Raw genomic sequence first — 23,455 nt, forward strand, 5'->3', positions numbered from 1 at the left:
ATGGTCCGGCGGGGGTCACGCAGCGCGATTGCGGCATGTCTGGCGCTGGCGCTTCTGGCGCCGCCCGGACAGGCTCAGCAGCCCCCGGAGGCGGAGGCGCCGACCATATCGGTGCTGGATTTCGATGATCTGACAGGATGGGCCGCGGACGATCACGCCGCGGCCCTTGCTGCGTTCCGCGTCACCTGCGGCGACCTGCGCGATCCCGACTGGACTGCCATATGCGCCATGGCCAAGGCGCAACCCCTTGAAAGCGCCCGCACCTTCTTCGAGCTGGTCTTCACCCCGGTGCTGATCCAGGACGGCACCCCCGCCCTCTTCACCGGCTACTACGAGCCGGAGCTGAACGGCTCCCGCAGCCGGACCGAGACCTATCGCTACCCGGTCTACCGCATGCCGCCCGAGGCTGAGGTCAGTCGCCCCTGGCTGACCCGCGCGCAGATCGACGAGGGCCCGGGCATCGCCGGGCGCGGGCTGGAAATCGCCTGGGTCGACGATCCGGTCGAGCTGATGTTCCTGCAGATCCAGGGCTCGGGCCGCATCCTGCTGCCCGATGGCAGCCATATCCGCATCGGCTATCGCGGCGACAACGGCCATCCCTACAGCTCGATCGGTCAGGAAATGGTCAGGCGGGGCATCTACAAGGCGCATCAGGTCTCGGCCAAGGTGATCTCGAACTGGGTGCGCCGCAATCCGGTGGCAGGGGCGGCGCTGCTGCGGCATAACGCCTCCTATGTCTTCTTCCGTGAAATCACCGATGTCTCGCCCGAGGCCGGGCCGAAGGGCGCCATGAACCGCTCGCTGACGCCCACCCGGTCGGTGGCCATCGACCCGCGCTTCGTGCCCCTCGGCGCGCCGGTCTGGATCGAGAAGAAGGGCTTTCGCGGCATGCGGCGGCTGATGGTCGGCCAGGACACCGGCTCGGCGATCAAGGGGCCGCAGCGGGCGGATGTCTTCATGGGGTCGGGCCCCGGCGCGGGCAAGGAGGCGGCCAAGATCAAGGACGGCGGGCGGCTGGTGGTGCTGCTGCCGATCCAGCGCGCCTATGCCATGCTGACCGAGGATCCGGCATGAGCCGCCGCCGCAAGCTGCGCCCGGACGAGATGGAGCTGTGGGAGAAGGTCGCCGGCAGTGCCGAGCGGATGCACCCCGAAAAGCGCCCTGCCCTCGCCCGTCCGGTGAAGAAGCCCGAGGCCAAGGCCAAGCCTGCCCGCGATCCGGACCCGGCGCCGATCCCCACCTTCCGCCTCGGCGAGAAGGCGAAGGGGGGCGCGGTCTCGCATGACGTGCTGGATCCGATCCACGACCGGCTGCACCGCGCGCCGCTGCGGATGGACAAGAAGACCCACGGCAAGATGACCCGTGGCAAGATGAGCCCCGAGGCCCGCATCGACCTGCACGGCATGACCGTGGACCGGGCGCACCGGGCCCTGACCGGCTTCATCTTGCGCTGCGTCTCGGAAGACATGCGCCTTGTGCTGGTGATCACGGGAAAGGGCCGCCGCCCGGAGGACGACGGCCCCATTCCGGTCCGTCACGGCATCTTGCGCCACCAGCTGCCGCATTGGCTGTCACTGCCGCCGCTGAGCCAGGTGGTGTTGCAGGTGACCTCGGCCCACCAGAAGCACGGCGGGACCGGGGCCTACTATATCTACCTCAGGCGCACGCGCTGATCAGTGGCCGCCGTGGTGGCCGCCGGCGCCCTTGGCATCCGGCGGGCGACGCACGAAGAATCCCGCGACGATCAGCAGCAAAGAGATGCTGGCCGCCAGCGTGAAGGCCTGGTGCAGGCCTGCCGCCATGGCCGGGATCATCTCGGCGCCGGCTGCGGTCTCGCGGCCGATGCGCAGCGACATGACCGAGACGAAGATCGCGATCCCCGCCGCGCCTGACACCTGCTGCACCGTGCCGATCACCGCCGAGCCGTGCGAATAGAGGTGCTTGGGCAGCGACCCGAGCGACGAGGTGAAGAGCGGCGTGAACAGCATCGCCAGGCCGATGGACAGCAGCATGTGCGCCGCCAGGACCAGGAACATCGTCGAGCCGGGCGTCAGCAGCGTCATCGCCCAGAGGCCGGCGCTGACGATCACCCCGCCGGGGATCACCAGCTTGCGCGCGCCGACCCGGTCGAACAGCCGTCCAACGATGGGCGAGGAGATCCCCATCAGCAGGCCGCCCGGCAGCATCAGCAGACCCGCATGCAGGGTCGAATAGCCCAGCACGTTCTGCACGAAGAGCGGCAGCAGCATGATCATCCCGAACAGTGCCATCATGGCCAGCCCCATCATGATCACCGAGACGGTGAAGACCCGCACCCCGAGGGTGCGCAGGTCCAGCAGGGCGCGCTCTTTCGGGCCCAGCACCAGTTGCCGCCAGACGAAGAGCACCAGCACCGCCGCGCCGACCGCGATCGGCAGCCAGAGCGGCAGCGGGCCGCCCTCTCCATGGCCCTCGCCGATGGCCGAGAAGCCGTAGACCAGCCCGCCGAAGCCGATGGCCGACAGCGGCACCGAGATGAGGTCAAGCTTGCGGCTGGTCAGCTCGTTCACGTTGACCAGGCGGAAGTAGCCAAGCGAAAGCGAGCCGATGGCGATCGGCAGCATCATGACGAACATCCAGCGCCACTCGAAGTATTGCAGGATGAAGCCCGACAGGGTCGGCCCGATGGCCGGGGCCACCGAGATCACGATCGAGATGTTGCCCATGGTCTTGCCCCGGCTTTCCGCAGGGACGAGGGCCATGACGGTGGTCATCAGCAGCGGCATCATGATTGCCGTGCCGACGGCCTGCACCACCCGTCCGGCGACCAGCGGCGCCAGGGTCGGCGAAACCGCGCAGAGCGCCGTGCCGAGGGTGAAGAAGCTCATCGCCATCAGGAAGACGGTGCGGGTTGCCAGCCGTTGCAGCAGGAAGCCGGTGACCGGGATCACCACCGCCATGGTCAGCAGGAAGGCCGTGGTCAGCCACTGCGCCGCATTGGCGGTGACGTCGAGGTCGTGCATCAGCCGGGGTAGCGCCACCGACATCAGGGTTTCGTTCAGGATGACCGTAAAGGTCGAGATCATCAGCAGCCCGATGACCAGACGGTTACGGGCGGCGAGGGCGGCATCGGCCTCTGGCTGGTCGGCAGCCGTGCGGGCGACCTGGCTGTCATCTGCGTGCATCGCAAGATCCTCGTGGGGGCAATTCGAAGTCCGGGAACATGCCGGACGGGGAAGGGCATTACATGCGCCATTCCAACACGTGCGGCAATCAAGCTTTCTGCGGATGCGAAGTCAAGTGACAGCCCCTGCCAAAACAACGCGTCTCGGGGGCGTGTCGCAGGATCCGGTTGCGCAAACATGAACAACCGCCGGCGGGCATCCGGGATGTGCCGTGGCTTGCCGGTCACGGCCGGAACGGGACCGGGAGCGGCATCGCGATATCCTCTTTCCCTTGCTCGCCTCCCTGCCTAAATTAGAATCATTCCAATCCTCTCGGAGCCCCGATGACCCGCCCTTTCCCTTCCACATCCGCCCCCTCGCCTTCAGCCCACGCCGATGATCCCCATTTCATGACCCGCGCCGGCTGGTTGCGGGCGGCGGTGCTGGGGGCCAATGACGGCATCGTCTCGGTCTCGTCGATCATCGTCGGGGTCGCCGCCGCCTCGCCGGATCCGCGCGCCATCGCGATTGCGGGCGTCGCCGGGCTGGCCGCCGGGGCAATGTCGATGGCGGCGGGGGAATATGTCTCGGTCTCGTCGCAGTCGGACACCGAACGCGCCGACATGCAGCGCGAGGCCGAGGCACTGAAGGCCGACCCCGAGGGCGAGATGGCGGAACTGGCCGAGATCTGGCAGGCGCGCGGTCTCAGCGCCGCGACCGCCGCGCAGGTGGCGCAGGAGCTGCATGAGCATGACGCCCTCGCGGCCCACATGCGCGACGAGATCGGGGTGACCGAAGTCAGCTCTGCCAATCCGCTTCAGGCTGCGGGGGCCTCGGGGCTGACCTTCTCGCTCGCGGCCGCCCTGCCGGTCGCCGCCGCGCTGCTGGCGCCGGGCGGAGCGGTGATCCCGGTGGTGCTGGTGGTGACCCTGCTGGCGCTGGCGGTACTTGGGGCGCTTGGTGCCTGGGCGGGCGGAGCGCCGAAGGGCCCCGCCGTGCTGCGTGTCATGCTCTGGGGGGCCTTCGCCATGGCGGTCACTGCCGGCGTCGGCAAGTTGTTCGGGGTGGCGGTCTGACCGCCACGACCCTCAGTCTTCCAGCGCCTTGATCATCTCGACGCGGGTGGCGTGGCGACCGCCTTCGAACTCGGCGCCCAGGAAGGCCTCGACGATCGACAGCGCGAGGCTTTCGCCGACAACCCGCGCACCGATGGACAGCATGTTGGCATCGTTGTGCTGGCGGATCATCCGGGCCGAGAATTCCTCCGAGCAGACGCCGCAGCGGATGCCCTTCACCTTGTTGGCGGCCATCATGATTCCCTGCCCCGTGCCGCAAAGCACGATGCCGAAGCGGCAATCGCCCGAGGCGACCATGCGGGCGGCCTCGGCGCCGCGCTCGGGGTAAGGGGTGCTTTCGGGCGAGGTCGGGCCGACGTCCACGGCCTCCCAGCCGAGAGAGGCGATATGGGCCGCAACCTTCTGGCGCAGCTCGATGGCGGCATGGTCAGAGGACAGGGCGATGCGTTTGCTGGTCATGGCGGGGTTCCCGGAAGCGATGAAACTTGCCCCCATGTCCCCGCTCTGGCGCGGGTCGTCAAGGCCGGGCCGGGCATGGGACCCGACGAAAAAGGCCCCCGCAGCTGCTGCAGGGGCCCGGTCCGCGCGGTCGCGCCAGATTACAGCCAGATTACAGGACGTAGCGGCTGAGGTCGGCGCTGGCCGCCAGCTCTCCGACGTTCTTCTGCACGAAGGCCGCATCCACCACGATCTCTTCTCCGCCCCGGTCGGGGGCATGGAAGGAGAGCTCTTCGAAGACCCGCTCGATCACCGTGTAGAGCCGCCGCGCGCCGATGTTCTCGACGGTCGCATTCACCTCGGCGGCGATGCGGGCGATGGCGGCGATGCCGTCTTCGGTGAAGCTGACCTTCACGTCCTCGGTGCCCATCATCTCGGCGTATTGCCGGGTCAGGGCGTTGTCGGTCTCGGTCAGGATGCGGGTGAAGTCGCCCTCGGTCAGCGCCTTCAGCTCGACGCGGATCGGCAGGCGACCCTGAAGCTCGGGCAGCAGGTCCGAAGGCTTGGCGATATGGAAGGCGCCGGACGCGATGAACAGGATGTGGTCGGTCTTTACCGGCCCGTGCTTGGTCGAGACGGTGGTACCCTCGATCAGCGGCAGCAGGTCACGCTGCACGCCCTCGCGGGAGACATCTCCGCCGCGCGCTTCCTGCCGGGCACAGACCTTGTCGATCTCGTCGAGGAAGACGATGCCGTTCTCTTCCACCGCGGTGAGAGCGGCCAGCTTCACCGCCTCGTCGTCCAGCAGCTTGTCGGCCTCTTCGCTGATCAGCAGCTCGTAGCTTTCGGCCACGGTCAGGCGCTTGGTCACCTTGCGGCCACCGAAGGCCTTTCCGAACAGATCGCCCAGGTTCATCATGCCCATGTTGGGCTGGCCCGGGATCTCCATCGCGCCCAACGGGTTCGAGGTATCGGCCACCTCGAGCGTGATCACCGTGTCATCCAGCATCCCGTCGCGCAGCTTCTTGCGGAACATCTCGCGCGTGCCCTCGCGGGCGTCGGTGCCGGCGATGGCCTCAATGACGCGCTCCTCGGCGGCCTGATGCGCCTTGGCCTTCACCTCTTCGCGCATGTAGTCGCGGGTCTGGGCAATGGCGGCATCCACCAGGTCGCGCACGATCTGCTCGACGTCGCGGCCGACATAGCCGACTTCGGTGAACTTCGTCGCCTCGACCTTGATGAAGGGGGCGCGGGCCAGCTTGGCCAGGCGGCGGCTGATCTCGGTCTTGCCGACACCCGTGGGGCCGATCATCAGGATGTTCTTCGGGTAGACTTCTTCGCGCAGGTCATCGGGCAGCTGCTTGCGCCGCCAGCGGTTGCGCAGCGCCACGGCGACAGCGCGCTTGGCGTCGTTCTGGCCGATGATGAAACGGTCCAGCTCGCTGACGATCTCGCGGGGGGTCAGGTCGGTCATGTTGGTCTCCTTGCGCCCGGATCTGCCGGGCGGGCCCGGTCAGGCGGGCGCTTCGGTGGTGTTCTTGTAAGGCGGCAGGCGGTCCTTGCCGGGGAAGTCCGGCAGGGCACGCATGATGCGGCCACGGGCCTCGATCCAGAAGCTGCCGAGCAGGGTCAGCAGCACGCCGGTGCCGAGGAAGACGAAGATCCAGCTCTTGCCCTCGCCGGAACGGTCGGTGACGTAGATCAGCAGGAAGATCAGGTAGCCTATGCCCGCCGTCAGGAAGCTGCGGCGGTCCAGCACCACCGCCAGCAGGGTGATCAGCGCCAGCGCCAGGGCCATCAGCACGTAGCCCAGTCCCGGCCCCATGACGAGGAAGGTCTGGGCCACGGTGTTGACCAGCGCAGGCGCCGCCACGAGGTGCAGCCAGAAGCCCGAAGAGCTGAGACGCCCCAGCCGGTGCGGGTCACGCATGTCGAACCAGATGCCCCCGGCCAGCGCGGCAAGACCCAGCACCAGCGTGCACCAGGCCATGGCAGACCCTTCGAGCAGATCGAAGGGATTGTCCCCGTCGTAGCCCGTGCCCATGGTCAGGCTGATCACCAGGCCAAATCCGGTGAGGCCGACCAGGAACATGGTGAAGGGCACCCGGAAGACGCGGAACCAGGCCAGCAGCGCCCCGGCGGTGACGGTGGCGATGGTCACTGCCTGCGCCATTTCGAACACCGGATCGAACCGGGAATAGGTATAGCCCGCGATGGTCGACTCCTGGTACCACTGCACGCTCAGCAGCTCCGCCGCGACCATCAGCACCGCCGTGCCGAAGGCGCCGACCAGCAGGATCGAGGGCAGCATCATCCGCCGCGTCAGGGTGAAGTAGCGCGCCAGGAAATAGAGCGCGACAATGGCCAGCCCCATGACGACGGGCACCGAGGTGGCCAGCGCCAGCCCGAAGGCGCCCGACAGCAGGATGCCGAGGCCCACGGTCACGAAGATCTCGGAAAACCCGCGAAACAGCTCGAAGGGCTCGTCCTCGGGGGTGCGCATGCCGGCGCGGGTCTCGGACAGGGTCTTCAGCCCCGCCGCCTGCGCCTCGGTCAGCTGACCGGCGGCCACGGCGGCGCGCAGGTCCTCGGCGGTGATGTCAGCCATCGATGGACTCCACGGTCAGCTTGCCGTTGGTATAGACGCAGATGTCGCTGGCGATCTCCATCGCGCGGCGGGCGATGGTCTCGGCGTCGTCGACGTGGTCGTAGAGGCCCCGTGCGGCAGCCAAGGCAAAGTTCCCGCCCGAGCCGATGGCGGCGATGTCATGCTCGGGCTCCAGCACGTCGCCGGCGCCGGTGATGACAAACAGATCCTTGCCGTCGGTGACGATCAGCATCGCCTCAAGCTTTTGCAGGTACTTGTCGGTGCGCCAGTCCTTGGCCAGCTCGACCGAGGCGCGGGCCAGTTGCCCGGGCGTTGCCTCCAGCTTGGCTTCCAGTCGTTCCAGCAGGGTGAAGGCATCGGCGGTCGATCCGGCAAAGCCGCAGACCACGTCGTAGCCGCCGGGGCTGAGGCGGCGCACCTTCTTCGCCGTGCCCTTGATCACCGTCTGCCCGAGGGAGACCTGGCCGTCGCCCGCCACCACCACGCGTCCGCCCTTGCGAACGCCGATGATCGTGGTGCCGTGCCAGCCGGGAAAGTCGCTCTCTGCCATTGCTCACTCCTTTGGTCTGTCAGGCTATATGAGGGCCATGCCCCGCCGGGGCAAGCCGCCCGCCCTCTTGCCTGCCTTTGCGGCGAAGCCTAGCGTGGCGTCATGCCCCCGTCCCGTGACTTTCGCCTTTACCTGTCCCAGCGGCTGATCCGCTCTGCCGAGGCCGGCACGCATGGCTTCCTGACGCGCCTGTGCAAGGCGCTGACGGACAACGGCTATTCCGTCGAGCTGCTGCGCACCGGGCGCGCGGCGCGGGACGCCGCCCATGAGCACCCGGGCTGGGCGATGTTTCACATGGAACACCCGACCCACGACCGGGCGCTGGTCTTCCGCAAGGTCTACCATGCGCCCTTCTGGGCGATCGAGAGGGTCGCCGAGCGCTGGCGCTGGCCCGTCGCCGATGCCCGCTTTCCGCGCCGCAGGGTGGATCAGGACAGGGCCGCGGCCTTCTACGCCCGCTGGCAGGGCCGCCTGTTCGGGGACCTGCCGCAGCGCGCTACCCGCGAGGGTTTCGTCTACATCCCGCTGCAGGGCCGCCTGCTGGACCACCGCAGCTTCCAGAGCTGCGCGCCCATCGAGATGCTGGAGCGCACGCTTGAGGGCGAAAAGACCCGCCCCCTGCTGGCGACCCTGCATCCGAAGGAAAGCTACACGCCCGAAGAGTTGGCGGCGCTGGACAACCTCTGCCGTCGCTTCCCCCGCCTGCAACTGGTCGAGAGGCCGATGCAGCAGATGCTGGCGGGCTGCGACTACGTGGTCACGCAGAACAGCTCGGCCGCCTTTTTCGGTTTCTTCTTCGGCAAACCTGGGCTGACCTTCGCCCAGAGCGATTTTCACCACATCTGCCTCGGCCCCCGCGCCTTCCCCTGGATCGCAGCGCATCAGCCCGCGTTTGATCGCTACATCTGGTGGTTCTGGCAGGATCAAAGCGTAAATACAGGCGCGCCCGACGCCGAGGCCCAGATCGCCGCGCGGCTGGAGCGTTGCGGGGTTCCCATGCGCGGGGCGGAGACGCAAAAGGGCGCCCCCGAGGGGACGCCCTTCGCTGAGAACTGACGCGGCAGGGTCAGATCGACTCGTCGATCCAGCTTTGCAGCGCGGCCTTGGGGGCGGCGCCGGTGCGGTTGGACACGATCTCGCCGTCCTTGAAGATGAACAGCGCGGGGATGCCGCGCACGCCCATGGACATGACCGAATTCGGGTTCGAATCCGCGTCCAGCTTCACCACCTTCAGCTTGCCGGCCATCTCTTCCGAGATTTCCTCGAGCGCCGGGGCGATCTGGCGGCAGGGTCCGCACCATTCGGCCCAGATATCCACCAGCACGGGGCCTTCGGCGTTCTTCACTTCGGCTTCGAAAGTCTCATCGGTAACGGCAACGGTGGCCATGATCTCGTCTCCATCGAGGGAATGTTGCAGGGAACCTATGTATCCCCATCGGGTGGGTCAAGCGGGCGGCGTCCGGTGCAGGGCAGCCATGACCAGATCGTCAGGCAGCGCGGTCAGCGTGGCCGTGCGCGTCCAGAGCAGCCCGGTGCGGATGCGGTGGCCCGGGTAGATCTGGCGCAGTGCGGCAAGATAGGCGCCCATCTGGCGCAGCAGGCCCTCGGGCACCTGTTCGGGCGTTTCGGGGATCGTCACGTTGGTCTTGAAGTCCACCGCCCAGATCTCGTCCTCGCCGACGATCAGCCGGTCGATGATGCCGTGGATCCGCCGGTTGCCCAGTTCCGCGAGCGTGGCCGAGATGCCGACCTCGGCCAGTGCCTCGCCGCTGAAGAAGCGCGCGGTGGCGGGCTTGCCCAGCACGGTCTGCGCCTCGGCCAGCAGCAGCGCGATCTCGGCGGCTTCGGCCCGGTCGGGGCCCTGACTCAGCAGTGCTTCGGCCAGCGCGGCGCGGTCCCCTTCGGGCACGCCGGGCAGATGTTCCAGCAGCAGGTGCACCTGCCGTCCGCGCCGCTTGGCAGAATCCTCATCCAGCCCCTCTTCGCCGGGCAGCGCCTTGGCGCCTTCCAGCTGCGACGGAGACAGCGTCTGCGCCGGCCCTTCCGCAGGGGGCGCCGGGCGGCGGGCCCAGTCGGGCAACGTGGGCAGCCCCTGCGGCACGGGCTGGCTGCCGGTCATCTCAAGCCCGGCCCAACCGCCGTTTTCCAGCCGCAGGCCATCGCCGCCGGGCATCGGGGCGACCTCGGCCCCCATCTCCTGCATCTGCTCGGCGATGCGGGCGTACCAGTCGCTGTTGTCCCGCGCGATCTGCCCGGCGCCGCAGACGATCAGCCATTTCTCGGCCCGCGTCATGGCGACGTAGAGCAGCCGGTCCAGCTCCTCGGCGCGCCGCTCGGCGCGGAGGTCGCGGGCATCGCGCAGGGCCTGCGGCTCCTCGTCCTTGGACATTGCCCAAAGCGCGGTCCCGCCGGTCTCGACCACCTTGGTGCGGTCCTGCGCGGGCGAGTTCAGGCTGTCGGGCAGGATCACCACCGGGCTTTCCAGACCCTTGGCGCCATGCACCGTCATCACCCGGATCTGGTCGGAGGCCGAATCCGCCTGCCGCTTGATCTGCAACTCGTCGGCCTCCATCCAGACGAGGAAGCCGGTCAGGCTGGGGATTTCCGTCTGCTCGTAGATCAGCGCCTGGTCCAGCAGGGCGTCCAGCCCGTCCTCGGCCTCGTTGCCCAGCCGGCCCAGCAGGCGGCGGCGGCCCTCATGGCGGGTCAGCAGCCGTTCGATCAGGTCGTAGGGGCGCAGGAAGTCGGCATTGTCGCGCATGTCGCGCAGCAGGGCGATCTCGGCACCATAGAGATGCGGCGCGCGCTCCATCACCTCCCAGAGGCTGGCCCGCCCCCGGCCCTGCGCCAGGTGGAACAGCCGCTGTTCATCCCAGCCGAAGAGGGGCGATTTCAGGACGGCGGCAAGGCTCAGGTCGTCCTGCGGCAGGGCAAGGAAGTTGAGCAGCGCGGTGACATCACGCACGGCCAGTTCGGCGGCGACCTTCAGGCGGTCGGCGCCGGCGATCGGCAGGCCCAGCTCCTTGCAGGCGGCGATGATATGGGGGAAGGCGCCCGAGCGGCGGCGCACCAGGATCATGATGTCGCCTGCCCGCAGGGGCCGTGCGTTGTAGCTGCCGCCATGGCCGATTTCCTGCGGGATCGGCGTGCCCTCATCCAGCATCCGCTTGATTTCACTGGCAATCTGTCGAGCCAGCAGGACGTTGTGGTTGTTCTGCCCGGGCTTGTCGACCGGATCCCACCAATCCTCTTTCTCTTCCTTGCCGGGCTTCTCGACCAGCGGCCAGAGGTCGACGCGGCCCGGCATCTGGGACTTGAAGGCCTTGTGGCGCTGGTCAGTGGTGAAGCCCGCCGCCTCGCGCCCGTCGAAGACACGGTCGACCAGTTCCAGCACCGAGCTGGCCGAGCGGAAGGAATATTCCAGCTCAAGCACCTGCAGGGGCTGCCCGGTCTCGGCCAGCTGCGCGCCGAAGCCATCCCGCATACGGTCGAAACCGGACGGATCGGCGCCCTGGAACGAGTAGATCGACTGCTTCTTGTCGCCCACCACGAAGATCGTCCGCGTCACGTCATCCCGCGCGCCGGAGCCCGAGGTGAACTCGCGCGCCAGCGCCGCGATGACCTGCCATTGCACCGGGCTGGTGTCCTGCGCCTCGTCCACGAGGATATGGTCGATGCCGCCATCCAGCCGCCAGAGCACCCATTGCGAGACCACGGTATCGGTCAGCAGGTCGCGGGTCTTCAGGATCAGGTCGTCGAAATCCAGCCAGCCGCGCGCCTCCTTCGCTGCCGCATAGCGCGGCAGGAAGGCGCGGGCGAAGTCGTGCAGCACCTCGGCGCGATCCCGGGCCAGCAGGCCGACCCGCAGGGCGCGCACCTCGGCGACGCGGGCCTGCCAGTCTTCCAGTTCCGGCATCAGGTGGGCGTGGGCCTTTTTCACCGCCGCGCCGGGGAAGCGGGACGAGGGGCTGTAGGGCTCTTTCGCGCCCGAGCCCGTCAGGAAGACATCTTCCAGCACCGACAGCGCGGCGAGGCCGGGCCCGTCGATTATCTGCAACTTCTGCCGGGCGGTCTCGTCGCCCTTGGTGGTGCCGCTGCGCAGGGCCTCCAGCAGGCGCGGCAGCAGGTCCATGTCCTGCGCGGTGAAGGCCCGGGCCAGCAGGTCGTCGAGCGTCAGCCCCTCGGGCAGGCCTAGCATCCGCTCGAAACTGCCGGGCGCGGGCGCCTCGTCGAAGAGGTCGCGGTACTTTGCCACCTCGGCCGACAGATCGCGGAAGTTCTCGTCGGTCATCAGCAGGGCGGCGCGTTCCAGCACCTGCGCGTCCGGCCCCTCGGAAATCTCCTCGACCACGGCGTCGCGCAGGATCAGGGCGTTGCGGTCGTCGACCTCCTGGAACTGCGGCGACACCCCGGCCTCAAGCGGGAAGCGTCGCAGCAACGCGGCGCAGAACGAATGGATGGTCTGGATCTTCAGCCCGCCCGGCGTCTCGATGGCGCTGGCAAAGAGCGTGCGCGCCTGCGCCAGCCGCGCGCCGTCGATCACATCCTCGACCCCCAGCCGTTGCAGCGCCTCGCGCAGCGCGCCGTCATCCAGCATCGCCCATTCGCCGAGACGCTGGAACAGCCGGTTCTGCATCTCGGAGGCCGCCGCCTTGGTATAGGTCAGACACAGGATGTTCTGTGGCGAGACCCCGCCCAGAAGCAGCCGCGCCACGCGGTCGGTCAGCACCCGGGTCTTGCCCGAGCCCGCATTGGCCGACAGCCAGGTCGAGCGCAGCGGTTCCGCCGCGCGGATCTGCCGGTCAGAGGCCGGATCACGCTTCATGGCTGCCCTCCATGCTCAGGGGTTGCAGGTCGGGGGCGTCGCTGTCTTCCCATTCGCCATGCCGCGACAGCTGGTCGTAGTCGCCGACCCGTCCCATCTCTTCCATGGCGCGGCGCGCGGTATAGCCGCGCTGCGGTTCCAGCCAGGCGCGGGCCAGTTCGGTGAAGTTTTCCCAGACGGTGCCCGGTGGCTCGTCGTCCAGCGGCGCGGGCACCTCCTTCGGGCTGGTGCCGAGGCCGATGTAGACCGCCTGCGCCACGGGACGCGGGCCAAGGTCGCCGAAACCGGCGCGCTCGGCGATGGCGGCTTCCAGCAGCAGCTGCTTGTCGAAGGTCTTCTGCTGTGCCTCGGTGGGCGGGGTGCCGGTCTTGTAGTCGAACAGGTGCACGCGGCCATGGGCGTCCAGATCCACCCGGTCGGCCTTGGCGGACAGGGTGAAGCCCAGGCCCGCGATCTCGGCCTTGCCGGTCTTCTCGGTGAAGACCTGAAGCGCCTGCGCCTGCCGCGCTTCCTCGCCGCGCAGGAACCAGTCGGCGTTGCGGTCCAGCCTTGCGCGCCAGAGCGCCCGCGCCTCGCCCCATGGCACATCCCGGTCGAGCACATCCGAAACGGTGGAAAGCAGCGCCGCGCGGGTCAGGTCGATCCGGCCCTCGTTGACGCCCTGCACGAAGGTCTCGATCGCGGTATGCGAGACGATCCCGCGCATCATCGCATCCGGGTCGCGCATCAGCGGATTGAGCCGCCGCAGCCGCAGGATCCGCTTGGCGTAGATCGCGTAAGGATCGCGGATCAGGGTGCGGATATCGGTCACCCACAGCTCGCGCGGACGGGCGGCGACGGGCGGTGCGGGGCTCGGCCTTGGCGCGCGCGGGGCCTTCACGGGGGCCTCGACGCCGCGCACCAGACCCAGCCAATGCGCGCCGCGCGCCTCCATTGCGGCCAGCGCCTCGGGGCCGCCCTGCCCGGGCAGGCCGGACAACAGGTTGGTCATCCGGTTCAGCCAGCGCGAGGGCACGGTCTCGGCATCCTGGGACCGCAGGGCGCGGGTCAGCCAGACCTCCTTCGCCGCCGCCGCCTGCTGGAAGTCATGCGCCGAGAGGCCCACCTTGCGCTCGGGCAGCAGCAGGCCCGCATCCTTGCGCATCTGCCGGTTCAGCCAGGGGTCGGGCTGCGTCGCCTCGGGCCAGGAGCCCTCGTTCAGCCCGCCCAGGATCACCACGTCGGCGCCCTGCACCCGGGCTTCCAGCGTGCCCCAGATCAGGATGCGGGGGTGGGGTTCATCGGGGTTGCGCACCTCGCCGGTGCCCAGGATCGCATGGGCCAGGTCGCCGTAGTCGCGGGCGGTGAAGGCATCGCCATGCCCGGCGTCGTCGGAGAGTTTCTGCATCAGTCGCAGCGCGGCCTCGCCCGCGTCCTTCTTCCACAGGGTGCCCTCGGTGCCGGGGTCCGAGCCCCGAGAGATCCTCTCGGCCAGCGCCATGTGTGCCGCGACCCTCTCGGCCAGCGGCACGGGGCCGGGATCGGCGGTGGAGAAGGCCCAGTCGCAAAGCCAGCCCGCCCAGTCCGGCGCCAGCGGGTCCTGCTGGCTCTCGATGAAGGCCCGGATATCCTCGGGGCCGGGATGGGGCCGGGCCTCGCGGCGCAGGAACAGCTCAAGCCTGCGCGTCAGGTCCAGGTGGGTGCCGCGCGCGCTGCCGGTATGGGTCAGCGGATGTTTCAGCAGGGCCAGCAGCCTGACTGCCGAGGGCGGCGCATCGAAGAGGTCGGCGACCTGCCGCAGCAGGCGCCCGGGTGCGGTGGTCTGCAGGGGCGTCCCGGCGGAATCGTCCGGCAGGATGCCCCAGCGGGTCAGCGCGGCCGAGACCTGACGCGTCAGGCTGCGGTCGGGCGTGATCAGCGCGGCGACCTCGCCGCTTTCGGCGGCATGGCGCAGGCGCAGGGCGATGGCCATGGCCTCGGCCCGGGGGCCGGGCGCCTTGACCAGCGTGATGCCCTCAAGCGGCGGTTCCAGCGCGCCGAGGGTCGGGCCTTCCTCAAGCCACTGGTGCGTCACCGGGGCGGGACGCAGGGCGAGTGAGATCAGCCGGTTGCGCGCCGGATGGCATTCCGCCGGGGCCCATTGTTGCACGTCGCCCGGTTCCAGCCCGAGGCCCAGCATCAGCTTGCGGAAGCGGAACTGCGGGTGGTCCTCGCCGGTCAGCGGATCGTCCAGCTGTTCCCAGATCCCCTGCGGCAGGTCGAAATCGTAGCCGGGCAGCAGGACGGCGCCCTGCGGCAGCCGCGCCACGGCCTGCATCAGCAGATGCGTCGCCCCGCGCGAGCCCGTAGAGCCCGCAAGGATCACCGGATGCTGCGGCGGCGCGGCGTCCCATTCGGCGATCAGGGTCTCGACCACGCGGCGCTGGCGCTCCTCGGGGTCCGGCAGGTCATCGGCGCGCGGCACCTGTCCGACGATCTCGAGGAAGCGCTGCGCCCGGGCCCAGTGGCCGGACAGGTCCGAGACGTCGAGCGCGGCGATATCCTCCAGCGTCACCCGCTCGCCCTGCATCTCGTCCAGCAGCCGGGCGAGGCTGTCGGCCAGATCGTAGAGCGCGGCGCGCGGGGCCAGCTCGGGCTCGGCATCCAGCAGGGCCGAGATCAGGCGGATCAGCTCGAGCCGCCGCCGGATCGACGAGACCGCAGGCGGGATCGGCGCGCGGCACTCCAGGTCGGTCAGCAGGTCGACGCGCGGCAGCAGCCCCGCCGGCCCGGCATCGAAGAGCCGCCGCAGCCGCCGCCGCATCCGCTGGGTGTTGACGATGATCTGCACGCGGGCGCGCTGGTGCGGCGGGGCATCGCCAAGGCGCGCGTCCAGCCCGGCCAGCAGGTCGGCGGGAAAGTCCGACCCCGGCGGCAGCCCGAAGAGGCGCGGGCCGGGGGTGTCGAAGAGGCGGGGCAGGGTGTCACTCATGCAGCATCTCCTCGGCCAGGGCGATGCTTTCGGGCTGGCCGACATCGCACCACAGGCCCGGGTAGGTGGTGGCATGGAAGGTGCCGCGCGCCATCATCAGCTTCCACAGCTCCCAGACCGAGAAGCTGCTGGCGGCGATCTCTGACAGCAGCTCGGTCCTGAGGATCTGCGCGCCGGTATAGACGAGACCGGGGCCGGGGGTGGCGCGGCCCTCGGTGTCCAGCAGGAAATCCCCCTGCCCTCGGTGCCCGCGCGCCCTGTCGCGCGGCACGCAGAGCAGCAGGCCGTCCATGCGCGCCGGATCCCAGGCCTCTGCCAGCAGCGGCAGTGCGGCGGGGCCGTGCCAGACCGCGTCGGTGTTCAGCGCAAAGACCGGCCCGGCGCCGAGCAGCGGCAGCGCGTGGCGCAGCCCGCCGCCGGTTTCCAGGATCTCTCCGTCCTCGCGGCTCAGCGCGATGTCGCGGCCGGCCACATGGGCGGCGATCTCGTCGGCGCGGTAATGGGCGTTGACCACGCAGGTCAGCGCCAGCCCGCTGCGCTGCGCCAGCGCGTGATCCAGCAGGCTGCGCCCGGCCACCTCGATCAGCGGCTTGGGGCGGTCATCGGTCAGCGGCCGCATCCGGTGCCCGAAGCCGGCGGCAAAAAGCATCAGGGACGCCGGGGTGTCAGGGACCTGTGTCAGGCGCATTTGTCTTGCAATCTCAGGATGGTGGCGGCGTCAGGCGCGGGCAGGTCGGTACGGATCGCCTGCGTCAGATCGGGGGCGTCGAGCCGCGCGAGGCAGGTCTCGACGTGGCGCCAGACGCGGGGCAGGAAGGCCAGGTAGCGCGGTTTGCCGTCGCGCAGGGCGAGGCGGGTGAAGATGCCCAGAAGGCGCAGGTTGCGCTGCAGGCCCATCAGGGCGAAGGCGCGGCGGAAGGTGGCGGGGTCGTCCTTGCGCTGCGCCGCGAAGCTGTCGATCAGCGCCTCGGCCATGGCGGTATCGACATCGTGGCGCGCGTCCAGCAGCAGCGAGGCAAGGTCATAGGCCGGATCGCCCAGCAGGGCGTCCTGGAAATCCAGCAGCCCGACGCGGCTCAGCCCCTCGCCCGTCCCGCGCCAGACCAGGTTCTCGGCGTGGTAGTCGCGCAGCAGCAGCACCGGCGGGGTGTCATCCAGCGGCGCGAGATGGTCGCGAAACAGCGCCCGGAAGCCGTCGAAGTCGCCGGGGCCAGGGGTCAGCGCCGGGCGATACCACTGCCAGGCCAGGTCGCAGGCCCCGGCCATGGCGGCGCTGTCGTAGCGCACCAGCCCCCCGGGCGGCGGGGCGCGGTGCAGGTGCTGCAGCACTGCGGCGGCCTCGGCGTAAAGCTGTGTCGGTTCCGGATCGCGCACCAGCGGAAAGAGCCCCTCGCCCAGGTCTTCCAGCAGCAGGAAGCGCGCCTCGGGGTCGCGTTTCAGCAGCGCCGGAGCGGCCAGCCCGAGGCCCGAGAGGTGATCCGCGATCCGGCAGAAGGCGGCGAGCTCAGCCGCGCTGCCCTCGGGCAGGATCATCAGGATGGCCGAGCGCTTGCCCAGGTGCAGCCGGTCATAGGCGCGGGCCGAGGCGTCGCCGGCCAGCGGCGCAATGCGGGCGGTCTCCCAGCCGGTGCCCGCGAGGAAGGCGCGCTTGGCGGTTTCGCTCATGCCAGCACCCCGGCGAGGCGCGCGGCCCAGTCGGTGGGTCCATCGGCGCGCAGCAGGCGCGCGTCGCCGGGGCCTTCGGGGATCAGCTCAAGCGCGAGGGCGCTCGGCGGGGTCAGGTCGGCCAGCCGGTCGGGCCATTCGACCAGGCAAATGGCGTCGGAAAAGGCCTCTTCCAGCCCCAGCTCGACGACCTCCAGCGGATCCGACAGCCGGTAGAGATCCGCATGCCAGAGGGTGCCGGCGGTGGTGTCGTATTCCTGCACCAGCGTGAAGGTCGGCGAGGGCACGTCCTCGGGCTCGACCAGCAGCGACTGGATCAGGGCGCGGGCGAAATGGGTCTTGCCGGCGCCGATGCCGCCCGACAGCAGCAGCACGTCGCCCGGTCCCAGCAGGGGGGCGATGCGGGTGGCAAGGCGGGCGGTCTCCTCTGCGGAGGCCAGCCGGAGTTCGGTGCGGAAGGGGCTGCTCATGGCAGGACATTACCCTGCCAAGCCCGACCCGCAAGGGTGATCTGGCGACCCTTTCGGCAGGGGGGCGAGACCGCTCCGGGATACCCTTGATCGCGTGAACTGGCGGGGAGAGCGGGTGAAGCTCTTGGCCGCGAGGCGGGGATACGTGCTGAAGATACGCGGGGCTGGGGGAACCGGGCGCCTTGCCGGGCCGCCCGACCGTGCTGTCGTGGCGGGTGTGGGTCAGGCGGTGCTGATGAACGGCGTCCGGGCGCTATCGGCCCGTGGCACGGCAAGGGTGACGGGAGGCGGAGTGCCGAAGGTCACCATCTGCGCGCCTCCGACCAGCGGCAGCACCTGGCATTCGACCTCTCCGGCGCCGTCCAGCAGCAACACGTGGCGGCTGGGATCGCGGGCGGTGCGGGTGACCAGCTGCGCCAGCACCTCGTCCAGGCCGCGGGGCGAGAGGGCGCGCGCGCTCCAGGTGCCATGGGCCTCGCGCGCGGTGATGTCGGGGGCCATCCCGTCGGGATCGAGGTCGAAGAGATCGTGGTAGGCGCGGTTGCAATGGCTCAGCAGGCCCTCGCCGTCGAAGATCGCGATGGCATCGGTGAAGGCGTCCAGCACGCTCTGGCCGAGCGAGAGCTGCTGGCGGAAGCGGCGGGTCATGGCGATATGGTCGGTGATGTCCTCGAACAGGAAGGCCACCGCGCCATTGGGGTGCGGCCGTCCGGTGACCCGGTAGGTGGCACCGTTGGGAAGGCTCCAGGTGTCCTGGTAGCGGCCATCGGCGGCGGCGTTGACCAGGGCATTCAGCTGCTCGCGCCAGGAGGTGTAGTTCTTCGGCTCGGGCATGATCTGGCGGTCGCGCAGGTGGTCGAAGAAATGCGACAGGGCGGGGCGCGAGGCCAGGAACTCGGGGCTGAGCTGGGTCAGGTCCAGCAGGGCGGGGTTGAACAGGATCAGCTGGCGGTCACGGTCGAAGATCGCCAGGCCGGTCGAAAGCTGGGCGAAGGTCTTGGTCAGGGTCTGGACGAAATTGCGCTGCGCCAGCTCGGCCTTGACCAGGTCGCTTACATCCAGCGCGGCGCATTCCCAGGCGCCTTCGCTGCGCCGGGCCGAGACGTCGACCCAGGTTTCCGGCTGCCGCGCCTGGGCCGGCAGCAGGGCGCGATAGGCGAAGGCCGGGCGCTCGTCGCTGCGGTCGGCACTGCGCAGCAGCGGCGCGACGGCCTCGTGCGAGGCGGCGAAGCAGTCGCCGATCTGGCGGAAGGCGGCATTGTCCGAGGTAACGACGCCGCCGTCGGCCATGGTCCAGACCGGGATCGGCAGCGCCTCGATCCGGTCGGCCAGAAGCTGGCGGGCACGGCCGGCATCCAGCGCTGCGTAGCGGTCGGAGAGGCTGGCCGCGCGGTTTTCGCGCAGGGTCGCGGCCAGCGCCTCGCCCCGGCGGCGCAGCTCCAGCAGGGCGGGGTCGGCCGTGGATTCGGAAAGGTAGCGCGCGGGGGCGCCGGTCACCTGGGCCGGGCGCAGCGGCAGGCCCCGGAAGCGGCTGGAGAGCACCAGCCGCAGCGCGTCCCAGTCACTGCCTTTGATCCCCTGAGAGACACCCGACAGGGCCGGGTCCTGCCCCGCAACGGCAGAGAGCAGCCTGCGCCAGTCCTCCGGCGCTTCGGTCAGCCGCTCGCCGGTGAACAGCAGTCGCACCTCCTGCGCCGTGCAGGTCTCACCTGCGCCCCGCCACAGTCGCAGGCGCGGTGCCTTCACCCCCAGCAGGACCACCAGGCAGGCCACGGTCAGGGCAAATCCCAACAGCACCGCGAGGGTGACTTCATAAAAGGTTAACTCTTTCAACGGGATGACGTTAAGAAGCGTCACGAGGATTCTCCTTCCAGACCCGCCCGGGATCCCGCGAAGGATGGTGTCTCATGCGTAAATAAAGTCTTAAATCATCAGTATGCGGACGGGTTTTCCCCGTACCGGCATGTCGCCCGCAGGGTTCAGTCGAAGGGCCGGTTCTTGCCCGGGGCGATGGCATGGCGACCGGTGCGGGCGTCGATCACGCTGCGCGGCCAGGAGACCTCGACGATGGCGCCGGTGACGCCGGGGTGGCCGGACCAGCCCTCGGCACCGTCGAAGTCATTGCCGTTGGCAAAGATCAGTTCTGCGCCGCTGCGTTCCAGCAGGGTCTTGGCGATGAACAGGCCCAGGCCCATACCTTCGTATCCCGGCCGCTCGGTGCCCTCCGAGAAGGACCAGCGCCGGTGCATGAAGGGATCGCCGATGCGGCCCAGGTCGGCGGCGCTGAAGCCGCGCCCGTCGTCCATGATCCGCACCGTGATCCGGTCGTCCGTCCAGCGGCTTTCCACGCGCACCTCGCTGCGGGCGAAGTCGACGGCGTTCTGCACGAGGTTGCGCAACCCGTGGATCAGCTCGGGGCGGCGCAGGATCGAGGGCGGTGTCCCGGTGCCGTCGCCGTGCTGGAAATGCAGCGCCACGCCGCGTTGGCCATGCGGCTCGGCGGCCTCTTCCAGAACGGCGGACAGCGGCGCCTGATGCAGGTGGAGGTCATCCTTCCCGGCCCGTCCCATCGAGCGCAGGATGTCCCGGCAGCGGTCGGCCTGATCGCGGATCAGCCGGGCGTCCTCGGCCAGGTCGGGGCGGTCTTCCAGTTCATCCAGCAGCTCGGAGGAGGTCAGCTTGATGGTGGCCAGCGGCGTGCCCAGCTCATGCGCGGCGGCAGCGACCACGCCGCCCAGGTCCGACAGCCGCTGTTCGCGCGCCAGCGCCATCTGGGTCGCCTGCAGCGCGTCGGACATCGAGTGCATCTCGTTGACGATCCAGCGCGAGTAGATGCCGAGGAAGATCACCGCGATGACGATGGCCAGCCAGTTGCCGAACAGGAAGACCTGCGCCACCTCCAGCGCCTGCCCCTCGGCGGTGCGGAGCGGCAGGTGGAATTCGGCCAGAAGCGTGACCAGCACGATGGCGGTCGAGCCGACGAACAGCGTCATCCGCGACGACAACGCCAAGGCGGACACGGTGGCCGGCCCCACGATCAGGATCGAGAAGGGATTGTGCAGCCCTCCGGTCAGGTAGAGCAGCGCCCCCAGTTGCAGCAGGTCGAAGAGCACCATGGCGAGGTTCTCGACCTCGTTCAGGCGCTTGGTTTCGGGGAACAGGAAGCTGGCGATCAGGTTGGCGATCACCGAGAGGCCGACGACGAAGAGGCAGGGGGCGTATTGCAGTTCCAGCCCGTAGACCTGCGCGGCGACGATCAGCGCCGAGAGCTGGCCGATGATGGCGAACCAGCGCAGCAGGATCAGCGTGCGCAGCCGGATCCAGTTGCCGCGATACTGGCCCTGGTTGACCGGAAAGTCGCTCTGGGGATCTGTCTGCTCCTGGGTCACCATGGGGCCTTCCTTCGCCGGGATGACCGAAGTGATAGGCAACCCTCGGGGGCAAGGCAATCGGCCGCCCCTGCCCGGCCGCTGCCTGCGGCATTCTGTTGCCCCCGTTTGACGCCCATGGAGGGGCACACTAATACTTGTCGGGGCCCGGAATGGTGCCCCTCAGTTGCAACATTTGGAGATGCGTGATGACGGAACTGCGCGAGATCGGCCCTGACCGGACGCTGCTGCTGCTCGACGATGACGAGCCCTTCCTGAAACGCCTCGCCAAGGCCATGGAAAAACGCGGCTTCGAGGTCGAGACCGCCGAGACCGTCGCCGAGGGCACGGCCATCGCCACCGCCCGCCCCCCGGCCTATGCGGTCTGCGACCTGCGGCTGGAAGACGGCAACGGGCTGGACGTGGTCGAGGTGCTGCGCGAGAAGCGCCCGGATTGCCGCATCGTGGTGCTGACCGGCTATGGCGCCATCGCCACCGCCGTCGCCGCGGTGAAGGTCGGCGCCACCGACTATCTTGCCAAGCCTGCCGATGCGACGGATATCGTCAACGCCCTGCTGGCCCATGAAGACACCCTGCCCCCGCCGCCCGAGAACCCGATGAGCGCCGACCGCGTCCGCTGGGAACATATCCAGCGCGTCTACGAGCTGTGCGACCGCAATGTCTCCGAGACCGCCCGGCGGCTGAACATGCACCGGCGCACGTTGCAACGGATCCTGGCCAAGCGCTCTCCGCGCTGATCCCCGCGCACAACCTGAGGCTTTCGTAGGGGGTGGTGCAAACGCGGGTGACAAGAGTGCCCCGGCCCCTCAGAATGGCCGGATGAGTCCCTTGCAGTCTGTTCGCAAAGCGCGCCGCGCCGATGGCCGTGCAACTCAGGCGCGAATCCTCGATTCCGCCGAGGCAGCTTTTGCGACGGGTCCCTATGACGGGATTTCGCTGCGCAAGATCACCAGTGAAGCCGATGTGAACCTGGCGCTGGTCAAGTACCACTTCCATTCCAAGGAAAGCCTCTACGCCGCCGTGGTCACCCGCCGTGCCACCGTGCTGCGCGCCCGCCGGATCGAGATGCTGGAGGCACTGCCGACCGACCGGGCCCCCGAGGTCGGCGCGGTGCTCGACGCCTTCATGCGCCCGCTGCTCGAGCGGGTGCTGTCGGGCGATCCGGGGTGGTTCAGCTACCTGCGCATCCTCGGTTTCATCGGTACCGAGACACGGTTCGACGGGCTGGCGGCCGAACTTTTCGATCCGACAGCCCGGGTGTTCTACACGGCCTTGCAGGATGCCCTGCCCGGCGCCGCGCCAGGGGACGTGGCGCATGGGCTTAGCTTCGTGATCCTGCTGATGCTGCGCGCGTTGGCGCAGGAGGGCCGCGCCCCGATGCTGCTCGAAGACCCCTCGGCCAATGACGACCTGATGGCGGTCTACGAGCGGCTGCTGCCGTTCTGCGAGGCCGGGCTGATCCGTATCGCCCGGCCAGGCTAGGGTCCCTTCGGGGGCCGGTTTCAGGCCTTCAGCCGCGCGGCGTGCCAGTCGAGGTGGTCGCCCATGAAGCTCGAGATGAAGTAATACGAATGGTCGTAGCCTTCCTGCATCCGCAGGGTCAGGGGCTGGTCGGCCGCTTCGCAGGTCTTCACCAGAAGCTCGGGCTTCAGCTGGTTTTCCAGGAAGCCGTCGGCATCGCCCTGGTCGACCAGCAGGTCGGGCAGCCGTGCGCCATCCTCGATCAGCGCGCAGGCGTCATACTGGCGCCAGGCCGCGCGGTCGGCGCCGATGTAGCCGGTCAGGGCCTTCTCGCCCCAGGGACAGTTCAGCGGGCTGACGATGGGGGCAAAGGCGCTGACGGCCTTGAAGCGGTCGGCATTGCGCAGCCCGATGGTCAGCGCGCCGTGGCCGCCCATGGAATGGCCCATGATCCCCTGGCGGGTCATGTCGGCGGGGAACTGGGCGGCGATCAGCGCCGGCAGCTCGTCCTCGACATAGGCCTGCATCCGGTAGTTGGCGGCAAAGGGCTCTTCCGTGGCATTCACGTAGAACCCGGCGCCGAGACCGAAATCATAGGCCCCTTCCGCGTCATCCGCGACGCCTTCGCCACGGGGCGAGGTGTCGGGGGCGACGAAGATCAGCCCGTGCTTCGCGCAATGGGCGCGGAACTCGCCCTTCTCGGTCACGTTGGCATGGGTGCAGGTCAGGCCCGACAGGTACCAGACCACGGGAAGGGTCTCGCCCTCCGCGTGATCGGGCACGAAGACCGAGAATGTCATCTCGGTCCCCGTCTCGGTCGAGACATGCCTGTAGACACCCTGCGTGCCGCCATGGGCACGATTGGTGCTGATGGTCTCCA

General features: G+C 69.1%; 20 protein-coding genes. 6 read left to right on the plus strand and 14 right to left on the minus strand.

Annotated features, from left to right (window positions below; genetic code table 11):
• Together mltA and OS124_RS0119110 are read left to right on the plus strand one after the other, a co-directional pair.
• Positions 1-1,074 carry a murein transglycosylase A gene (gene mltA, locus OS124_RS0119105; RefSeq protein ID WP_010141515.1) on the plus strand — a complete coding sequence of 358 codons (1,074 nt, stop codon included), beginning with the start codon at positions 1-3 and terminating at the stop codon, positions 1,072-1,074.
• Positions 1,071-1,673, plus strand: coding sequence for a Smr/MutS family protein (locus tag OS124_RS0119110; RefSeq protein ID WP_010141516.1), 603 nt, complete (start codon positions 1,071-1,073; stop codon positions 1,671-1,673). The genes mltA and OS124_RS0119110 overlap by 4 nt, the downstream gene beginning before the upstream one ends.
• On the opposite strand, the gene OS124_RS0119115 is transcribed toward OS124_RS0119110, so the two are convergent.
• Complete coding sequence (locus OS124_RS0119115) at positions 1,674-3,164, minus strand: MDR family MFS transporter (RefSeq protein WP_010141517.1); 1,491 nt, start codon at positions 3,162-3,164, stop codon at positions 1,674-1,676.
• A 389-nt stretch (positions 3,165-3,553) separates the two neighbouring features.
• On the opposite strand from OS124_RS0119115, the gene OS124_RS0119120 reads away from it, so the two are divergent.
• A complete protein-coding gene (locus OS124_RS0119120) occupies positions 3,554-4,219 on the plus strand; it encodes a VIT1/CCC1 transporter family protein (protein WP_010141518.1) in 666 nt (221 codons plus the stop codon).
• Between the two features lie 12 nt (positions 4,220-4,231).
• On the opposite strand, the gene rpiB is transcribed toward OS124_RS0119120, so the two are convergent.
• The 4 genes from rpiB to hslV all read right to left on the minus strand — a co-directional run bounded on the left by rpiB (position 4,232) and on the right by hslV (position 7,815).
• Positions 4,232-4,678: a ribose 5-phosphate isomerase B gene (gene rpiB, locus OS124_RS0119125; RefSeq protein WP_010141519.1), complete on the minus strand. Its 447-nt coding sequence runs from the start codon at positions 4,676-4,678 to the stop codon at positions 4,232-4,234.
• Positions 4,679-4,829: 151 nt separating this feature from the next.
• The gene (gene hslU, locus OS124_RS0119130) at positions 4,830-6,131 is read right to left on the minus strand and encodes an ATP-dependent protease ATPase subunit HslU (protein ID WP_010141520.1); all 1,302 of its coding nucleotides are present in this window, start codon (positions 6,129-6,131) and stop codon (positions 4,830-4,832) included.
• Between the two features lie 39 nt (positions 6,132-6,170).
• Positions 6,171-7,265 (minus strand): hypothetical protein, encoded by a 1,095-nt coding sequence (locus OS124_RS0119135; protein ID WP_010141521.1) that lies wholly within the window; start codon positions 7,263-7,265, stop codon positions 6,171-6,173.
• Positions 7,258-7,815, minus strand: a complete 558-nt coding sequence (gene hslV, locus OS124_RS0119140; protein WP_010141522.1) for an ATP-dependent protease subunit HslV — start codon at positions 7,813-7,815, stop codon at positions 7,258-7,260. The genes OS124_RS0119135 and hslV overlap by 8 nt, the downstream gene beginning before the upstream one ends.
• Positions 7,816-7,917: 102 nt before the next feature.
• Between hslV and OS124_RS25260 the strand changes: the two genes are divergently transcribed.
• Positions 7,918-8,871, plus strand: coding sequence for a hypothetical protein (locus OS124_RS25260; RefSeq protein WP_010141524.1), 954 nt, complete (start codon positions 7,918-7,920; stop codon positions 8,869-8,871).
• Between the two features lie 10 nt (positions 8,872-8,881).
• Here OS124_RS25260 and trxA read toward each other — a convergent pair whose 3' ends face one another.
• The 8 genes from trxA to regB form a co-directional block, all read right to left on the minus strand.
• Positions 8,882-9,202: a thioredoxin gene (gene trxA, locus OS124_RS0119150; protein WP_010141525.1), complete on the minus strand. Its 321-nt coding sequence runs from the start codon at positions 9,200-9,202 to the stop codon at positions 8,882-8,884.
• Between the two features lie 57 nt (positions 9,203-9,259).
• Entirely contained in the window at positions 9,260-12,640 is a 3,381-nt protein-coding gene (gene addA, locus OS124_RS0119155) for a double-strand break repair helicase AddA (RefSeq protein WP_010141526.1), read from the minus strand.
• Complete coding sequence (addB, locus tag OS124_RS0119160) at positions 12,630-15,590, minus strand: double-strand break repair protein AddB (protein ID WP_010141527.1); 2,961 nt, start codon at positions 15,588-15,590, stop codon at positions 12,630-12,632. The genes addA and addB overlap by 11 nt, the downstream gene beginning before the upstream one ends.
• Positions 15,583-16,239 carry a nucleotidyltransferase family protein gene (locus OS124_RS0119165; protein WP_138919591.1) on the minus strand — a complete coding sequence of 219 codons (657 nt, stop codon included), beginning with the start codon at positions 16,237-16,239 and terminating at the stop codon, positions 15,583-15,585. Before OS124_RS0119165 ends, addB begins: the two co-directional genes overlap by 8 nt.
• 29 nt (positions 16,240-16,268) lie before the next feature.
• Entirely contained in the window at positions 16,269-17,255 is a 987-nt protein-coding gene (locus OS124_RS0119170; RefSeq protein WP_010141529.1) for an aminoglycoside phosphotransferase family protein, read from the minus strand.
• Positions 17,252-17,725, minus strand: a complete 474-nt coding sequence (gene tsaE, locus OS124_RS0119175; RefSeq protein ID WP_010141530.1) for a tRNA (adenosine(37)-N6)-threonylcarbamoyltransferase complex ATPase subunit type 1 TsaE — start codon at positions 17,723-17,725, stop codon at positions 17,252-17,254. Before tsaE ends, OS124_RS0119170 begins: the two co-directional genes overlap by 4 nt.
• Before the next feature lie 222 nt (positions 17,726-17,947).
• Positions 17,948-19,582, minus strand: coding sequence for a PAS-domain containing protein (locus OS124_RS25265; RefSeq protein ID WP_237708139.1), 1,635 nt, complete (start codon positions 19,580-19,582; stop codon positions 17,948-17,950).
• Between the two features lie 122 nt (positions 19,583-19,704).
• Positions 19,705-21,117, minus strand: a complete 1,413-nt coding sequence (gene regB, locus OS124_RS0119185) for a sensor histidine kinase RegB (protein ID WP_010141532.1) — start codon at positions 21,115-21,117, stop codon at positions 19,705-19,707.
• 185 nt (positions 21,118-21,302) lie between these two features.
• Here regB and OS124_RS0119190 point away from each other — a divergent pair, with 185 nt between their 5' ends.
• The gene (locus OS124_RS0119190) at positions 21,303-21,851 is read left to right on the plus strand and encodes an ActR/PrrA/RegA family redox response regulator transcription factor (RefSeq protein ID WP_010141534.1); all 549 of its coding nucleotides are present in this window, start codon (positions 21,303-21,305) and stop codon (positions 21,849-21,851) included.
• A 91-nt stretch (positions 21,852-21,942) separates the two neighbouring features.
• Complete coding sequence (locus OS124_RS26240) at positions 21,943-22,596, plus strand: TetR/AcrR family transcriptional regulator (RefSeq protein WP_168161495.1); 654 nt, start codon at positions 21,943-21,945, stop codon at positions 22,594-22,596.
• A 20-nt stretch (positions 22,597-22,616) separates the two neighbouring features.
• Here OS124_RS26240 and fghA read toward each other — a convergent pair.
• On the minus strand, positions 22,617-23,455 hold an 839-nt coding region (gene fghA / locus OS124_RS0119200; protein WP_010141536.1), incomplete at its 5' end, for an S-formylglutathione hydrolase.

The sequence above is a fragment of the Oceanicola sp. S124 genome (assembly GCF_000220565.1).
Lineage (GTDB): Bacteria > Pseudomonadota > Alphaproteobacteria > Rhodobacterales > Rhodobacteraceae > Pseudooceanicola.

What these genes read in the sequence shown, in the direction of transcription:
- mltA (WP_010141515.1), top strand. Translation starts at nt 1, where the DNA reads ATGGTCCGGCGGGGGTCACGCAGCGCGATTGCGGCATGTCTGGCGCTG.
- OS124_RS0119110 (WP_010141516.1), top strand. Translation starts at nt 1,071, where the DNA reads ATGAGCCGCCGCCGCAAGCTGCGCCCGGACGAGATGGAGCTGTGGGAG.
- OS124_RS0119115 (WP_010141517.1), bottom strand. Translation starts at nt 3,164, where the DNA reads ATGCACGCAGATGACAGCCAGGTCGCCCGCACGGCTGCCGACCAGCCA.
- OS124_RS0119120 (WP_010141518.1), top strand. Translation starts at nt 3,554, where the DNA reads ATGACCCGCGCCGGCTGGTTGCGGGCGGCGGTGCTGGGGGCCAATGAC.
- rpiB (WP_010141519.1), bottom strand. Translation starts at nt 4,678, where the DNA reads ATGACCAGCAAACGCATCGCCCTGTCCTCTGACCATGCCGCCATCGAG.
- hslU (WP_010141520.1), bottom strand. Translation starts at nt 6,131, where the DNA reads ATGACCGACCTGACCCCCCGCGAGATCGTCAGCGAGCTGGACCGTTTC.
- OS124_RS0119135 (WP_010141521.1), bottom strand. Translation starts at nt 7,265, where the DNA reads ATGGCTGACATCACCGCCGAGGACCTGCGCGCCGCCGTGGCCGCCGGT.
- hslV (WP_010141522.1), bottom strand. Translation starts at nt 7,815, where the DNA reads ATGGCAGAGAGCGACTTTCCCGGCTGGCACGGCACCACGATCATCGGC.
- OS124_RS25260 (WP_010141524.1), top strand. Translation starts at nt 7,918, where the DNA reads ATGCCCCCGTCCCGTGACTTTCGCCTTTACCTGTCCCAGCGGCTGATC.
- trxA (WP_010141525.1), bottom strand. Translation starts at nt 9,202, where the DNA reads ATGGCCACCGTTGCCGTTACCGATGAGACTTTCGAAGCCGAAGTGAAG.
- addA (WP_010141526.1), bottom strand. Translation starts at nt 12,640, where the DNA reads ATGAAGCGTGATCCGGCCTCTGACCGGCAGATCCGCGCGGCGGAACCG.
- addB (WP_010141527.1), bottom strand. Translation starts at nt 15,590, where the DNA reads ATGAGTGACACCCTGCCCCGCCTCTTCGACACCCCCGGCCCGCGCCTC.
- OS124_RS0119165 (WP_138919591.1), bottom strand. Translation starts at nt 16,239, where the DNA reads ATGCTTTTTGCCGCCGGCTTCGGGCACCGGATGCGGCCGCTGACCGAT.
- OS124_RS0119170 (WP_010141529.1), bottom strand. Translation starts at nt 17,255, where the DNA reads ATGAGCGAAACCGCCAAGCGCGCCTTCCTCGCGGGCACCGGCTGGGAG.
- tsaE (WP_010141530.1), bottom strand. Translation starts at nt 17,725, where the DNA reads ATGAGCAGCCCCTTCCGCACCGAACTCCGGCTGGCCTCCGCAGAGGAG.
- regB (WP_010141532.1), bottom strand. Translation starts at nt 21,117, where the DNA reads ATGGTGACCCAGGAGCAGACAGATCCCCAGAGCGACTTTCCGGTCAAC.
- OS124_RS0119190 (WP_010141534.1), top strand. Translation starts at nt 21,303, where the DNA reads ATGACGGAACTGCGCGAGATCGGCCCTGACCGGACGCTGCTGCTGCTC.